General features: G+C 65.0%; 16 protein-coding genes and 1 tRNA gene. 14 read left to right on the top strand and 3 right to left on the bottom strand.

Annotated elements, in window-relative coordinates:
* The 14 genes from B4N44_RS11075 to ubiT all read left to right on the top strand — a co-directional run.
* On the top strand, nt 1-327 hold a 327-nt coding region (locus tag B4N44_RS11075), incomplete at its 5' end, for a sigma-70 family RNA polymerase sigma factor (protein WP_296700735.1).
* Nucleotides 328-389: 62 nt separating this feature from the next.
* A tRNA-Ile gene (locus B4N44_RS11070) sits at nt 390-465 on the top strand.
* A 250-nt stretch (nt 466-715) separates the two neighbouring features.
* The gene (locus B4N44_RS11065) at nt 716-1,837 is read left to right on the top strand and encodes a tyrosine-type recombinase/integrase (RefSeq protein WP_296700732.1); all 1,122 of its coding nucleotides are present in this window, start codon (nt 716-718) and stop codon (nt 1,835-1,837) included.
* A gap of 1 nt (nt 1,838) precedes the next feature.
* A complete protein-coding gene (locus B4N44_RS11060) occupies nt 1,839-2,417 on the top strand; it encodes a hypothetical protein (protein ID WP_296700730.1) in 579 nt (192 codons plus the stop codon).
* A 134-nt stretch (nt 2,418-2,551) separates the two neighbouring features.
* Complete coding sequence (locus B4N44_RS11055; protein WP_296700727.1) at nt 2,552-2,833, top strand: hypothetical protein; 282 nt, start codon at nt 2,552-2,554, stop codon at nt 2,831-2,833.
* Nucleotides 2,830-3,684: a PD-(D/E)XK nuclease-like domain-containing protein gene (locus B4N44_RS11050; protein WP_296700724.1), complete on the top strand. Its 855-nt coding sequence runs from the start codon at nt 2,830-2,832 to the stop codon at nt 3,682-3,684. Before B4N44_RS11055 ends, B4N44_RS11050 begins: the two co-directional genes overlap by 4 nt.
* Nucleotide 3,685: 1 nt before the next feature.
* Nucleotides 3,686-4,318 (top strand): hypothetical protein, encoded by a 633-nt coding sequence (locus tag B4N44_RS11045; RefSeq protein ID WP_296700721.1) that lies wholly within the window; start codon nt 3,686-3,688, stop codon nt 4,316-4,318.
* A 51-nt stretch (nt 4,319-4,369) separates the two neighbouring features.
* Nucleotides 4,370-6,886 carry a DUF3631 domain-containing protein gene (locus B4N44_RS11040; protein WP_296700717.1) on the top strand — a complete coding sequence of 839 codons (2,517 nt, stop codon included), beginning with the start codon at nt 4,370-4,372 and terminating at the stop codon, nt 6,884-6,886.
* Nucleotides 6,887-7,345, top strand: a complete 459-nt coding sequence (locus tag B4N44_RS11035) for a hypothetical protein (RefSeq protein WP_296700714.1) — start codon at nt 6,887-6,889, stop codon at nt 7,343-7,345.
* A complete protein-coding gene (locus B4N44_RS11030; protein ID WP_296700711.1) occupies nt 7,339-7,827 on the top strand; it encodes a hypothetical protein in 489 nt (162 codons plus the stop codon). The genes B4N44_RS11035 and B4N44_RS11030 overlap by 7 nt, the downstream gene beginning before the upstream one ends.
* A complete protein-coding gene (locus B4N44_RS11025) occupies nt 7,818-8,141 on the top strand; it encodes a hypothetical protein (RefSeq protein ID WP_296700709.1) in 324 nt (107 codons plus the stop codon). The genes B4N44_RS11030 and B4N44_RS11025 overlap by 10 nt, the downstream gene beginning before the upstream one ends.
* On the top strand, nt 8,138-8,287 hold the full coding sequence (locus B4N44_RS11020) for a hypothetical protein (RefSeq protein WP_296700706.1): 150 nt from the start codon (nt 8,138-8,140) through the stop codon (nt 8,285-8,287). The genes B4N44_RS11025 and B4N44_RS11020 overlap by 4 nt, the downstream gene beginning before the upstream one ends.
* A complete protein-coding gene (locus B4N44_RS11015) occupies nt 8,284-8,757 on the top strand; it encodes a putative PDDEXK endonuclease (RefSeq protein WP_296700703.1) in 474 nt (157 codons plus the stop codon). Before B4N44_RS11020 ends, B4N44_RS11015 begins: the two co-directional genes overlap by 4 nt.
* A gap of 1,568 nt (nt 8,758-10,325) precedes the next feature.
* Complete coding sequence (gene ubiT, locus B4N44_RS11010; protein ID WP_296700701.1) at nt 10,326-10,790, top strand: ubiquinone anaerobic biosynthesis accessory factor UbiT; 465 nt, start codon at nt 10,326-10,328, stop codon at nt 10,788-10,790.
* A gap of 235 nt (nt 10,791-11,025) precedes the next feature.
* Here the strand turns inward: ubiT and ubiV are convergent, their stop codons facing one another.
* The 3 genes from ubiV to B4N44_RS10995 are packed head-to-tail and all read right to left on the bottom strand — an operon-like array spanning nt 11,026 to nt 13,980.
* The gene (gene ubiV, locus B4N44_RS11005) at nt 11,026-11,955 is read right to left on the bottom strand and encodes a ubiquinone anaerobic biosynthesis protein UbiV (RefSeq protein WP_296700698.1); all 930 of its coding nucleotides are present in this window, start codon (nt 11,953-11,955) and stop codon (nt 11,026-11,028) included.
* Between the two features lie 35 nt (nt 11,956-11,990).
* On the bottom strand, nt 11,991-12,986 hold the full coding sequence (gene ubiU / locus B4N44_RS11000) for a ubiquinone anaerobic biosynthesis protein UbiU (protein ID WP_296700696.1): 996 nt from the start codon (nt 12,984-12,986) through the stop codon (nt 11,991-11,993).
* Nucleotides 12,987-13,005: 19 nt separating this feature from the next.
* Complete coding sequence (locus B4N44_RS10995; RefSeq protein WP_296700693.1) at nt 13,006-13,980, bottom strand: TIGR01212 family radical SAM protein; 975 nt, start codon at nt 13,978-13,980, stop codon at nt 13,006-13,008.
* Nucleotides 13,981-14,116 lie beyond the last annotated feature (136 nt).

Here is a 14,116-nt window from a genome sequence, read left to right as displayed (position 1 = left end):
ATGGAAACGCCGATCGGCGACGACGAAGATTCGCATCTCGGCGACTTCATCGAAGACTCAGGCGTCATCTCCCCGGTCGAATCGGCAACCGCTGAAGGTCTGCGCGAAGCGACCCAGAACATGCTCGCCAGCTTGACCTCGCGCGAGGCCAAGGTATTGCGCATGCGCTTCGGCATCGATATGAACACCGACCACACACTCGAAGAGGTCGGCAAGCAGTTCGACGTCACGCGCGAGCGCATCCGCCAGATCGAGGCCAAGGCCCTGCGCAAGCTCCGTCATCCGACGCGTTCGGACAAGCTCAGAAGCTTCCTCGACGCCGATTAGCCCCGGATTTCAATCGCCATGGATGGCGCCGTTTCCGCAACAACCATCTCATCGTAAAAAACGGGCCGTTAGCTCAGCGGTTAGAGCAGGGGACTCATAATCCCTTGGTCCTAGGTTCAAATCCTAGACGGCCCACCATGAAATCAACGGCTTAGGTGAAATCCGCCTAGGCCGTTTTTCGTTGTGGGACACTCACGGGACACCGCCACGAAAAAAGCCGCTATAATCGTCCGCAGTACCCCCCAACACGACAGAGCCCCGAGGATGCTGCAAACATCCACGAGGCCCTTAACCACCACCAACCTGAGTGAGAGGTTCGGCAATGGCTACCGCCAAGTTTACCGCACGTCGAGACATCCCCGTTCGCCTGCGTCGGGAGGTCTGATCGATGGCCACCATCGAGAAGCGCACCGACGCCACCGGCACCACCACCTATCGCGTGAAGGTCCGGCTCAAGGGCCACCCGAGCCAGACCGCCACGTTCCCCAGGCTGACCGACGCCCGCAAGTGGGGCACGCAGACCGAGGCGGCGATTCGTGAAGGCCGGCACTTCAAGACCACCGAGGCGAAGCGCCACACTCTGTCCGACCTGATCGAGCGCTACGCCCGCGATGTCCTGCCGGGTAAGCGAGACGGCGACCACCAAGCGGCACAACTGGGATGGTGGAACGCCAAGCTCGGGAGCTACGCCCTGGCTGACGTGACCCCGGCATTGATCGCGGAGTATCGCGACATCCTCAAGGATGAGCCGATCCCACCCAGGACCACGGACCCCGCGAAGGCCGGCCCGACTCGCTACCGCAGCAACGCCACACTCGTTCGGTATCTCGCCGTCCTGTCCCACGCCTTCACCATCGCCGTGAAGGAATACGGGTGGATCGAGAACAACCCGGTCTTGAAGGTCACGAAGCCCAAGGAGCCACGCGGCCGGGTGCGTTTCCTGTCCGACGATGAGCGCGGGCGCCTGCTGATCGCCTGTAAAGAGAGCTGCAACGACGCGCTCTATCCTGCCGTCGTCATCGCCTTGAGCACGGGCGCGCGGCGGATGGAGGTCATGGGTCTGCGCTGGCCCGATGTCGATCTGGTCAGGTGCGTGGCCACCTTGCATATGACCAAAAACGGCGAGCGGCGCGTCCTGCCCTTGACCGGCCCCGCCCTGGAGCTGCTCAAGGAGCGCGCCAAGGTCCGGCGCCTTGATACCGATCTGCTCTTTCCCGGCACCCCGCACCGCAACCCGGACGGCAGTCAGAAGCCCATCGCCCCCGTGGACGTGAGCGCAGCCTTCGAGCGCGCCTGTCTGGCGGCAGGGATCGATGACTTCAGATGGCACGATCTACGGCACTCCGCGGCGAGCTACCTCGCCATGAACGGCGCTTCGCTCGCCGAGATTGCGGAGGTCTTGGGCCACAAGACATTGCAGATGGTGAAGCGCTACGCCCACCTGAGTGATAGCCACGTGGCCGGCGTCGTCGCAAGGATGAACGCGGCGATCTTCGCCGATGGTGCCTGACGTGGAAGCGCTACCCCCCGGCTGGATCAGGGAGCGCTACACCACGGACGAGGCCGTCATCATCGTGGTGTGGGCACGCTACGGCGGACCCCACCCGGCAAGCGGCGGCGAGCCGAGCAGGCAAGCCACCGCCAACGCCACACGCGATGTCCGGCCCCTGGTGAAAATCGAGACCCGGACCATCGAGGTTCCGGTCTCCTCCCGGACGGCTCGCTTTCGACAGGCCGGCACGGGAGACCCGAGTAGGCCCACACGACAGCCCACGCACCGCACCGAGGAGCGCATCGTCCACGACCGCTATGTGGAGCGGGCGGACTTGGCGGCGCTGTGCCCCGGTATCTTGCCCGATCCGCACCCGGACCTAAGTCCGATCGAAAGGCGGCGAGCCGACCGCATCCTTGAGATTGCTCAAGCGCTTGACGTGGATGTCCTGCGTCCTCGCTACGGCTGGAAGAAAAAGATCAAGGTGGAGTGCTTGAAGGAGTCCCGCCTTTTTACCGACGACACCTTTGAGCACACATGGAAAACGCGCGAGACATGGGCGAAAAGCCCCGCCGACATTCGCCCGGATTCGGCCTAAGTTTCTGGCGTTCCGTCCTTTGCGGAAAAGCCGAATTCTCGCCCGGGACACCCGCCCTAGCCCGCGCCTAGCCTGATCACCGTCGCACCACACAACCCGTGGTGCATGTCCACAAGACGAACGGAGATCAGGTAATGCCTACCCGCACGACCGCAGCCAGTCAGGCCGCACTCGCCGCAGCCACCCAGGCCGCGCCACCGCCCCTACATCCCACGGCGCCGACGCTTTACACCGTCCGCGATCTGGCCCGATGCGAGCCAGCGCTTACCGTGGGCGGTATCCGCGACGACCTATTCCATCGATCGACCAACGGACTGGAGGAGTCCGGCGCCGTCATCCGGCGCGGCCGGCGCCTGCTGCTGCACCGTGAGCTGTACATGACGTGGCTGTTGGCCCGCGGGAGGTCCGCAGCATGACCACCGCCAACATCCCCTGTCCGTCCACGTGGCCCTGTTGGGCGTCCGGCATCACCGATGATGCGTACCACGGCGACCCAACGACCATCTCCTCCTCCGGTCTGCGGACCTTGGTCAATCGCAGCCCCGCCCACTACCGAGCGGAGCAGGCCGCACCCAGGGCCGACACGCCCGCCATGCTGCTAGGTCGCGCGATCCACGCGCGCATCCTGGAGCCCGACACGTTCGGCGAGCGGTTCGCCGTGGCCCCGGTCTGCGACCGACGCACCAAGGAGGGCAAAGCTATCTGGACGGCGCACCTGGAGGCCCGCCCCGACGCGACCACGATTACCGCGGCCGATGCGGAGGTCATCGAGGGTATTGCAGCGTCGATCCATGCCCACCCCATCGCACGCTCCGCGATCGAGGGCGCGGCCGTGGAGGTGTCAGGGTACTACGTAGATGCCGAAACAGGTGTGCGCTGTCGCATCCGGCCCGATGCCCTGCGGGCGGACATCGGCGTCATCGTGGATTTGAAAAGCGCGCTGGACGCCAGTCCACGCGGGTTCGAGCGCGTCATGCACCAGCGTGGCTATCACACCCAGGCGGCGATGTACGCGGAGGGGTATTACGCCATCACCGGCGAGACCTTGACCGACTTTCTCATCATCGCCGTGGAGAAGGCGCAGCCCTACGCCATCGGCGTCTATCGGATCTCCGACACGGCCCTGACGGTCGGTCGCGCAGCCTACCGAGACGCACTGCGGATTTACGCCGAGTGTCTGGCGGCCGATCGCTGGCCCGCCTACTCGGATCGCATCGAGGCGCTTTCCCTGCCCGCATGGGCGATGACCGACATGGAGGAGGTGTGACATGGGGCGCCAATTCAAAAGCGTAGATGACGATTGGGAGCTGTTTCCCGAGGGCACCACGGCCGTCGTGCTCACGAGTATGCACTTCGTCGGGAAGCATGAACGCGAGTGGCAAGGGCAGCGATCCACGTCCGACATGGTGTGCCTGGAATGGACGGCGCCCGAAGCCGGCGCCGATGGCGGCGATCTGTCCACGTGGGAGGTCTTGACCGTCGCGTTCGGCCAAAAAGCCAACCTCTTCAAGCGGCTCCGCGCACTGGCTGGCGGCCGGGAGATCCCCGACAACCTTGATCTGTCGCAGATGCTCGGGCGCCCCTGTCTGATCGAGGTCATCCACCGCGACAGCCCCAAAGGCCCCAAGCCCCGCGTCATCGGCGCCACCCCGTTACCCCGGGGCATGGTCGCCCCGGCGTGGTCCGGCTCGCTCGCCTACTCCGACGTGGACGACCCCCAGGCCCAGCCGGATCCCGAGACCGCACCCGCAATCGTGAAGTGGATGTTGGAGCGGCGCATCGTCGGGACTCCGGCACCGGCACCCGCACCCACCCCGCGTCCGGCGCCGACAGCCCAGCCGCCCCGTGGTCGAGCAGCCCCCCAGGCGGCCCCGGACTTCGACGACGACATCCCTTTTTGAGACCACGCGGAGCCCCGGACCTGACCGTCCGGGGCGCGGAGCATCATGCAGATGACAACCCCCACCGAGACCGTGGTCCGCACCGGGCGGCGCTTCAAGGCACCCCCCGAGCCCGACCGCAGCCAGCTTGATGACCTTGAACGGCGCCTGTCCGGCGCGTCACCGCCCCGCAGCCTGCCCGAGCTGGTCACCGAGGCCGTGGGCGCGATGGCGGCGGCAGGTATCGCGATCGACCACCTTGAGCTCAATTCCGGCTGGCGGCGCAAAAAAAACGCCGATCACCTGTGGTACATCGCCGATTCCGGCACCGGGCGCACCGGGCGGCCCTGGTTGATGATCACGGCAGGCGACGCACGCCTGACCGGCGACGTGAGCACGCCCACCGTCGCGTGGAAATCTTGGGAGCAAGAAGACCACGCCACCGATCCCGGCGAGCTGGCGGACATCCGGCGTCAGATCGAGACCGCCACGAAGGCCCGCGAAGCCGAAGACGTGGCCCGGCGAGCGGCGGCACGTACCACGGCGGCGGCGAGCTGGGAGAGCGCCACCAACGCCACCGCCGACCACGACTACCTCCTCGCCAAGCGGGTGCAGCCCCACGGCATCCGGCGCCACGGCGATCACCTGCTGATCCCTGTCCGGGACGTGGCCGGCGAGCTGTTCGGAATCCAGACCATCACCCCGGACGGCAGCAAGCGCTTCAACGGCGGCGCATCCGTGGCCGGGCACTTCCACCTGATCGGCAGCGTCGAGGCGGGTGCCCCGGTCTATCTCGCCGAAGGCTACGCGACCGCGGCGACGATCCACGAGGCCACGGGCGCGGCCGTGGTGTGCGCCTTCAACGCGGGCAATCTGGAGCCCGTCGCCAAAGCGTTACGTGGCGCCCATCCCGACCACACCATCATCGTCTGCGCCGACGACGACCGACGCACCGAAGGCAACCCCGGCGTCACCCACGCCACGGCAGCGGCGGCGGCCGTGGGCGGATCCGTTGTGGTCCCACGCTTCACCGGCCACGCCATCGAGGGCACGGACTTCAACGACCTGTGCCAGACCGAGGGCATCGAGGCCGTTCGCGCGCAACTGGCGAGCCCCGAGCCTGTCCCCGAGTCCCTGGAGGGAGCCGTGGAGCGCTTGGCACGTCTGAAACCCTTGGATTATGAGCGGGTACGCGCGACCGAAGCGAAGGCACTCGGGGTGCGGGGTGCGGCGCTGGATCGAGAGGTCTATGCAGCGCGAAGGGCGGCCGGCACCGACCCCACGGCTACGCCATTGGTCGAGGAGGTCGAGGCGTACCCGGATCCCGTGGACGGTGCGGGGCTGTTGGAGGAGCTGAGCGAGATCCTGGTTCGACACATGGCACTCCCCACCGGCGCGGCCGTTGCGCTGGCCCTGTGGATCTTGGGCAGCTACGCCTATGACGCCTTCCGCATTTGGCCGAAGCTCACCATCACGAGCCCCGAGAAGCGCTGCGGCAAGTCCACCTTGCTGACCGGGCTCCTAGCCCCCCTGGTCCACCGTGGTTTAGTCGCGAGCAACATCTCGCCTGCTGCTGTTTTTCGCGTCATCGAAGCATGGACCCCGACGCTGTTGATCGATGAGGCCGATACGTTCCTGGCACAGAATGATGAGCTGAGGGGAATCATCAACTCGGGTCACACCAAGACCGGCGCGTTCGTGGTCCGCACCGTCGGCGACGACCACGAGCCCAAGAAATTCAGCACATGGGCGCCGATGGCAATTGCGATGATCAAGCGGCCCCCGAGCACCATCGTGGACAGGTCCGTCGTCATCCAACTGCGGCGACGACTCCCCGGGGAGAGCGTCACCAAGCTGAGCATTGCCTTCGAGGTCGGCTGTCTGGAGATCCGCCAGCGCTGCAAGCGTTGGGCAGCCGACCACGCCGAGATCCTGCGCGAGACCCACCCGACACTCCCGGCATCCGGCAACGATCGCGCATTGGATAACTGGACGCCCTTACTGGCCATCGCCGAGACCGTGGGCGATGACTGGCCCACGAAGACGGTGGACGCCTTCCACGCGCTGAACGTCGAGGAGGAGGAGGACGACATCGGCCCGATGATCCTTGAGGACATCCGGCGCATCTTCGCCGATGGCAATCTGATTCGGCTGCACTCCAACGCGCTGGTCCTGGCCTTGATCGACCTGGAGGAACGCCCGTGGGCAGAGTGGCGCCACGGCCGGCCCCTGACATCCACGGGTCTGTCCAAAATGCTCAAGCCCTACGGCGTGAAGTCCAAGCAACTCTGGATCGGCGGCGCGAATCGTCACGGCTATGAGCTGGCGGACTTCGCCGACGCCTTCCGGCGCTACCTGAAACCGCTATGTGCCTCTAGCCCCCCTATTCAAAACGCTAGGACGCTAGAGGACTGTTTCATAAAGGAAAATGGCAAAACCGAAACGCTAGGCCCTAGCGTTTTGAAAGCACAAAAAGCCGTTGTAAATCAAAGCTCTAGCGTCCTAGCGTTTGCGAACCCCCCACCTACGCACGATGCAGCGTTTTCCGCCGAATCAGCGACCGAAGACGACGATTGGGAGGTCTTCTAGATGGACCTGCCCATCCTCTTGTCCGAGATCCGTGCCCACGGCATCACCGTCGATGTCGCTGCCGATGTCCTGCGGGTGCGACCACGGGAGCGCTTGACCGATCACCTGCGTGGATTGATCCAGACCCACAAGCGCGCCTTGATCGATCACCTAACCCAACCGCCCACGCTCACCACCGAGGAGCTGGACGGCATCACCGAGGCCGTCGAGGAGCGCGCGGCGATACGCGAGATGGACGGCGGCGAGCCCCGCACCGTTGCCGTGGAGCAGGCCCGATCCGCCATGCGCGTCTATCGCTACCGCCTGACCGACGACCCCGCCACCTGGTTGACCATGCTGGCCCCCGGCTGCGAGTCGAGCGAGGCACGCCACGCGTTGACCTTGCGGTTCGGCGCCGAAAGGCTGATCGACGTGATACCCCAACCCCAACAACCCGCCCACGGAACCAAGACATGCTGATCCCCAACACCAACCCCGCGCTTGTCCTGCTGTCGGTCTGGGCAAACCCCGACGACCCCGACGACACCCTCGTGACCACGCACCCCATCGTCGGCTGGCGGGTCGAGTCCGGCTCCAACGCAGCCCCCGGCGATGTCCTGCTGATCGACAGCCCCGTCTGTTTCCAGGCGCCCGACGACATTTGGGGCATCTTGGATCGGACCACGGGGCGCGTGGAGCTGCCGATGGAAATGGGCTTCGACTCGCGCGACGCAGCCGTCAAGGAGCTGACCCGTCGCGCTCGGAGCCAGTGGACCCCGACCGCCAGCCACGAAGGAGACGACCGGCACGCCGATCTTGACCTGTTGGGTCCGTCCGATGGACGCCCCGGCGCACCCGTCACCGCCCGCGAGCTGTCCGCGATGCGTGCCGAGCTGACGCGCTCCGCGGGCGGCGCGGAGGAGGAGAGTGTGGTGGAGGAGGAGACACGTCGATGCCCGTGAACTGGAGCCTCTACCCCGCCAACTGGAAGACCGAGATCAGGCCGGCGATCCTGGAGCGCGCGGGCAACTGCTGCGAGGGCAGCCCCGCCTATCCCGAGTGTCGGGCGGCGAACCACGAGCCGCATCCCGTGACCGGATCGCGCGTGGTCCTGACCATCGCTCACCTGAACCACGACACCACCGACAGCCGGCCCGAGAATTTGCGCGCCTGGTGCCAGCGCTGCCACAACACCTATGACGCGGCGCACCGCCGACGCAACCGCCAGCGCAGCCGTGGACAGACCACGCTGTTCGAGGAGGTCGAGCAGCGATGATCGACGCAACCGCCATCCTGATGACGATCTGCCTTGCGTGGCCCGTGGTCCTGTCGGGCGCATGGGACCACAAGCCCGAGCCCGGCGAGCACCCGCAAGCGACGTTCGACGATCTCTATCCGACCACGGAGGGCAGCCCGACATGAGCACCATGCAGCGCACCAAGGGTGCGACCGGCGAGCGCGAGCTGTCCCACGTCATCCATGAGGAGCTGGGTGTCCGGCTCACGCGCAATCTGGAGCAGAGCCGCGCGGGAGGGCACGACCTGACGGTTCACGTCGATGAGGTCGGAGCCGTGGCCGATGCCCTGCGAGCACTCGCCATCGAGGTCAAGCGTCACCGCACGACCACCAACGGCACGCTTGCAACCTGTTGGCGTCAGGCCGTCGAGCAGGCCGATAGGGCGCATCTGTGGCCCTGCCTCGCCTACCGGGAGGACCGCCAGCCGTGGCGCCTGGTCCTGCCCCTGGCTGCCCTTTGGCCGGCGTCGTTCCCGGTCTGGCACGGGGCAGACTTCACCGTCGAGACATCCATCAAGGGGTTCGCGGCGCTGGTGCGGGAGGGCGCAATCCAGACCCGACCGTCCACGTCGGCACTCTGCTGCCGAGACGCATAGGCCCCGAAAAACGGTGAAAAACCGGGGCCGAAATTTCCCGCGGTATCGGCCGGGGGGGTAGGGTCCCATCCCCCGGAATAATTGTTTCATATTCAACAGGTTAAAGATCCTCGCCACGACTGCGGAGCCCGAGCCCGAAAACGTGACCTTAGATTTTCGGACATCACCGCCATGAGCACGTCCGCACGATATGGCTCCACCGACATCTCCACGTCCGGGGGGTTCGGCTCCACACCGGATCCGGTCACGCCTTCCGACATCAACAAGGCCTCCTTATCCGCAAGGAGACCCCAACCGCCCCGGGCCCGGTCAGTCCTTCCGACCTATCAACAAAATCAGCGAACTCAAAAGCGAATTCGGCGAAGTCGCGCGTGAAACGCGACTTAGGTCCGAAGCGACGCTGGATCCGGTCACGACATCTCGCTCCGCAATCTTGCGGAGATGTTGGCGGCTAAACCCGAAGCCGCGAGCTGACTTCCGCCCTTGTAGTTAGCTGCGATGACCTACCCGAGCCCATCGGCCGGCACCTTGCCCGCACCGGCTCGGATCCCATCATCCGACATACCTTGTCGCATCGTCGCAGCCTATCGGGTGCGTTATTTGCTTGAATCGTGCAACCCGCTGAACGGCGGTAGGCGCAAAATTCGCGCCCGATCGAGCCTGACTATCAATCGACTCGGCTCCGGGAGCGTGTACGGCATCGATCGCACGCTGTTGCGCCTGACCCGTGGCTGACGGCAGCAACCACGTCGAGATGACTGCCGGATCGCACCAGCGGCACGCGGAGCCCACCACGAGGAGAAGGCTGGCGGATGGATGTCTACTGCGTCGAGGCCCCGAGATGTCCGGCGAGATGTCCGGCACCATGCACGTCGATCGTGGGCAGCAAGGCCGTCGTGCCTGTCTGCTGCGTGGTGCACCGTGGGACACTCATGGGACACTGCGGGACAATATCCGGTAATTTAGCGCCACACCTGACCGCACGACCGACCCGATAAGCGGCTGTATTTAGTGCGATCAGGTGTGATGAGATGTTGTAAGTTATTGATTTTATAGGACTCATAATCCCTTGGTCCTAGGTTCGAATCCTAGACGGCCCACCATAAAACAAGCCTTCACTACAAGGCCGCGTTATCGACATGCTTCAAGGCCGGGATCGACCGAGGATGGTAGGGGCTCAAGGTCAACCCCGCGGCCGAAAGGAATCCAGCGACCTTTCGGCCGGTCACTGGAAGACGACGAACGTGCCCGCCTGCTGGACAACACCTTTTCTCGTCAACTCACCCCCGAGCCAAACCCGCTACGCTTCAAACATCCCCGTCTGAGGCCAGCTCGCTCGATTGGCGCCGGGATTCCATAGGCTCAAACTGTCTCGAAACTTCCAAGGGGCGATGGTCGAGTCCGGGGGAAGCTCCGTACCTGGAAGCAGCCACTGAGCTTGAGACGGATCTCGGCTAGAACGGTTCCGACCCGTGACAACGACCGTCTGGGAGCCGGAGATAAAAACCATTTACGCTGGGTATAATCGTCTGCTGCCCGATCATCTTTACCGCAACGAGAACCCGGATATGCCATCTACTCAGCGTTTGTTGTTTCTCTTGACCTTCCCCCTGCGTCTGATCCCGAGTGTTCTGCACAGCCAAACGCTGGCGACACTGTTGAACCAGGTCATGAAGGAGTCCCTCGCGGAAGGCGAGTTGGATTTTCTGGATGGCCGTCGAGTCGGCATCGAGATCGACGATATCGGGGTCCGCTACTGTTTGGGTGTGAGCGGCGGGCATATTCGCGGATACGGGAAGGATCTGCCGCCGGACGCGAGCGTTGCGGGCGGTCTACGCGAGTTTATGCTGTTGGCTGCGCGACGCGAGGATGCGGATACGCTGTTTTTTCAGCGCCGCCTGCGGATGTCCGGGGATACCGAACTGGGGCTTTATCTGAAGAACTTCTTGGACGCCTTCGAGCCGCCGGCGCGCTGGGTGCCGCTCACGCGGGCGCTTGATCGCATGGCGGGATTGCGTTTTCCGGGGCGTTGATCGTGGCTGCCGGGTCTTTCCATATCCGTAGGTTGTGCCGACGATAGGAGGCACGACGTCCGCCGACGTTTGGCCGTGCCTCGCACGGCTCGGTGCAACCGACGGCGCACTCCAAACTCCAAACTCTAACCCCCAAGGAGCTCGTGACACCCGCTCCGCGGTGTCACGCATGCCCCGTTGCGCTCTGCGCCAAGTGCCCTGATGGCAGGATTTGAACCGAACGGATCGCCGGAGTCTAAACCCGTCGCTCCACCGGGCTGTTGGCGATCCCGGCCTGGCCCGTCCAATACCCGTCGCAAAGGCCCGAGGGGGTCCAGCCGCGCAGCTTCGACATGCCTGCCGCGAGATCCATCTCGCCGGTCAGACAGGCGGCGAAAACCTCGATGATGCCTGCGGTGTTCTGCGACTGCGGGCTGATGCGCAGCAGATCGACACCCATGCGTGTGACCTCCTGCAGCGACGGAAGCAGGTTATGGGTGCCGGCCGATTGGGTCTGGATCCCGTTGAGCGCAAGGAAGGGCTCGCCGTCCTGGGTCGCGACCAATAGGCCATCCGGGTAGTCCCCGCAGCAGAACCGGCAGTCGTCCTTGGGCAGATCGCGGTTGTAGGCGGTGAAACAGCGCGCCGAATAGGCGAGCGGCAGGCGTCCGAAGGCGAACAGCTCGCATTCCACGCCGTCGGCCCTTGCGGCCAGTAGATCGGCGGCGGTCTCGCGGCCGAGCTCTACCGGCAGGACCCAGCGTTTCAGTCCGCGGGCGACGAGGAAGGCCAAGGTGCGCTGGTTGTAGAGGTTGATCGAATGGCCGGCTACGAAGTGGCGGCCTTCGAGAAACTCCAGCGCGCCGAGGTCGTTTGCCTCGACGAGAAAGCGCTCGTCGGCACAGATGCGTTTGAGGGTCTTGAGCTCGCCGTCGGATTCAATCAGGGCCAGCGTCGAGATGACGGCTTGTTTGCCCGCCGCGACGACGCGCTCGGCCAGCTCCCAGTAATCCTCCGGGCGCAGCAGGCGCCGCTTCGAGCAGACGGTCTCCCCGAGATAGATGACGTCGACAGGTGTCTCGAGCATCTCGGCATAAAAGTCGAGGACCTGCTCGCGCGGCCAGTGATAGAGGATCGGGCCGAGCGAGAGGCGCGGGCGTGGCGATTGGCTCTGCGTGGAATCCATTGTCATCGTCGTTCCGGATCAAGACTCATCGAAGATTAATGCCAAGGCCGGTGATAGGGGCCGATGGTGGTCTGCGCGCCTTCCGAGACCTGGGCAAGGGCCTGATGCCAGCTCTCCTTCGCGCGAAACGCCTGCGGATTGCGTTTGCAGGCGTCGATCGCATCGCGCCACACGCGGGTGACTTGCGAGACATAGCGGGTGCTGCGCTGACGTCCTTCGAGCTTGATGGCGCTTACCCCGGCCGCGAGGATGCCCGGCAGGATGTCGAGCGTGTTCAGGCTGGTCGGCTCCTCGATGGCGTGACGGATCTCGCCTTCGACGGTGAAACGTCCCTTGCAGAGCGTCGGATAACCGGCAGGCTCGCCGTGGCCGCGTCGCTCGATGAGGACCCCGCCGAGCCGGGTCTCCTGACCCTGCGGTGTATCGCGCCATTCGACATGCGCGGCCGGCGAGCAGGCGCCGTAGGTGTTGGGCGACTGACCGCTGGCATAGGAGGACAGCAGACAGCGCCCCTCCACCATAACGCAGAGACTGCCGAAACCGAAGATCTCGACCGGGACCTCGACGTTCTCGATCAGGTTCGCGACCTGGGCGAGCGAGAGCACGCGCGGCACCACGACGCGACGGATCCCGAAATGACGATGCATGAAGCCGATCGCCGCCGGGTTGGTCGCCGAGCCCTGCACCGAGAGATGCAGATTGAGGTTCGGATGACGCTCGGCGGCATAGTCGAGCACGCCCATGTCGGCGAGGATCAGGGCATCGACGGCCAGGTCCGCGGCCCGGTCGACCGCAGCCGTCCAGCGCGGCCAGCCGCTCGGCTGGGCATAGGTGTTGACGGCGACGAAGACCTTGACCTTACGGTCGCGGGCGTACTTCAGACCCTCGCGGATCTGTTTGTCGCCGAAGTTCAGGCCGGCGAAGTGACGGGCATTGGTGTCGTCGCGAAACCCGATATAAACGGCATCGGCGCCGTTGTCGACGGCGGCCTTGAGCGACGGCAGATTGCCGGCAGGACAGACGAGCTCCATACAGGGTGGTCTCCGAGGGTCAGGCTGTGCTTGCAAGTTTTGGATGGGAAGCGGGCGCGGTATGATCGCCTTGGCGCGAGCCGCGTCGGTAAAGCTCCGCCTCGATGGCATTCAGAACCGCCCATTTGCGGTTGCACCAGGCCGGCGCGAGCAGGACATCGCGCGAAGCTGTGCCGGTGAGGCGATGGAAGGTCACCTCTGGCGGCGTACGCTCGACCATGTCGGAGCAGATGTTCACGTAGTCCTCGAGTGCGAGCGGTGTGTAATCGCCACGTCGCCAGTCGATCGCCAAGCGGGTTTGGCGCACGACATGCAGCGGATGGATCTTCAATCCCTCGACACCGAGCTCGAGCACCCGCTCCAGGCTCGACAAGGCCGCGTCGCGCCCTTCGCCCGGCAGCCCGACGATCAGGTGTGCGCAGACCGGGATTCCGCGACGGCGTGCGGCCGTGACAGCGGCGCGGAAGTCCGCGAAGTCGTGCCCGCGATTGACCCGTTCGAGCGTGCGGTCGTCCGCAGACTGAAGGCCCAGCTCAAGCCAGATCTCCTTGCCGCGGGCCCGATAGCGGGCGAGCAGGTCCAACACGGCCTCCGGAACGCAGTCCGGGCGTGTGCCGACCGAGAGTCCGATGACGTCCGGGTGCACGAGTGCGGCGTCGTAGCGCTCGCGCAGCGTCTCGATCGGGTCGTAGGTGTTGGTGTAGGCCTGAAAGTAGGCCATAAAGCGTCGCGCCCCGGTGCGTTTGGCGATGACCGCACGTCCGGCATCGAGCTGCTCGGCGATCGGTGCCGGCGCCTTCGCGTTGGGGCTGAAGGAGACGTTGTTGCAGAAGGTGCAGCCGCCGATCCCTTTTTGGCCGTCGCGATTGGGACAGGTAAACCCCGCGTTCAGCGCGAGCTTGTGCACCCGCTGACCAAAGCGGTTCAGCAGGTACTGACCGAAGGTGTTGACGCGAGCGCTGAGCGTGCGGTGCTGGGTCGGTGAGGCAGACATCCGCGCAAACCTAACCGGGATCGAGTGTCGGCCGTTTGACCCAAGTCAAGGGAAGGTCAATCGGCGTTTCCGAAGGAGATTTCCGGCACACCAACGACCCACCCGTCGGTGCGAATTGATTTGCACGGCCAGGGCG

The sequence above is a fragment of the Thiocapsa sp. UBA6158 genome (assembly GCF_002423035.1).
In the GTDB taxonomy this organism is placed as follows: domain Bacteria; phylum Pseudomonadota; class Gammaproteobacteria; order Chromatiales; family Chromatiaceae; genus Thiocapsa.
This window is presented reverse-complemented; position numbering and strand designations above follow the sequence as displayed.

Bases quoted from the DNA above. Each gene is read 5' to 3' on its own strand.
- B4N44_RS11065 (WP_296700732.1), top strand. From the start codon at position 716: ATGGCCACCATCGAGAAGCGCACCGACGCCACCGGCACCACCACCTAT.
- B4N44_RS11055 (WP_296700727.1), top strand. From the start codon at position 2,552: ATGCCTACCCGCACGACCGCAGCCAGTCAGGCCGCACTCGCCGCAGCC.
- B4N44_RS11050 (WP_296700724.1), top strand. From the start codon at position 2,830: ATGACCACCGCCAACATCCCCTGTCCGTCCACGTGGCCCTGTTGGGCG.
- B4N44_RS11045 (WP_296700721.1), top strand. From the start codon at position 3,686: ATGGGGCGCCAATTCAAAAGCGTAGATGACGATTGGGAGCTGTTTCCC.
- B4N44_RS11040 (WP_296700717.1), top strand. From the start codon at position 4,370: ATGACAACCCCCACCGAGACCGTGGTCCGCACCGGGCGGCGCTTCAAG.
- B4N44_RS11035 (WP_296700714.1), top strand. From the start codon at position 6,887: ATGGACCTGCCCATCCTCTTGTCCGAGATCCGTGCCCACGGCATCACC.
- B4N44_RS11030 (WP_296700711.1), top strand. From the start codon at position 7,339: ATGCTGATCCCCAACACCAACCCCGCGCTTGTCCTGCTGTCGGTCTGG.
- B4N44_RS11025 (WP_296700709.1), top strand. From the start codon at position 7,818: ATGCCCGTGAACTGGAGCCTCTACCCCGCCAACTGGAAGACCGAGATC.
- B4N44_RS11020 (WP_296700706.1), top strand. From the start codon at position 8,138: ATGATCGACGCAACCGCCATCCTGATGACGATCTGCCTTGCGTGGCCC.
- B4N44_RS11015 (WP_296700703.1), top strand. From the start codon at position 8,284: ATGAGCACCATGCAGCGCACCAAGGGTGCGACCGGCGAGCGCGAGCTG.
- ubiT (WP_296700701.1), top strand. From the start codon at position 10,326: ATGCCATCTACTCAGCGTTTGTTGTTTCTCTTGACCTTCCCCCTGCGT.
- ubiV (WP_296700698.1), bottom strand. From the start codon at position 11,955: ATGGATTCCACGCAGAGCCAATCGCCACGCCCGCGCCTCTCGCTCGGC.
- ubiU (WP_296700696.1), bottom strand. From the start codon at position 12,986: ATGGAGCTCGTCTGTCCTGCCGGCAATCTGCCGTCGCTCAAGGCCGCC.
- B4N44_RS10995 (WP_296700693.1), bottom strand. From the start codon at position 13,980: ATGTCTGCCTCACCGACCCAGCACCGCACGCTCAGCGCTCGCGTCAAC.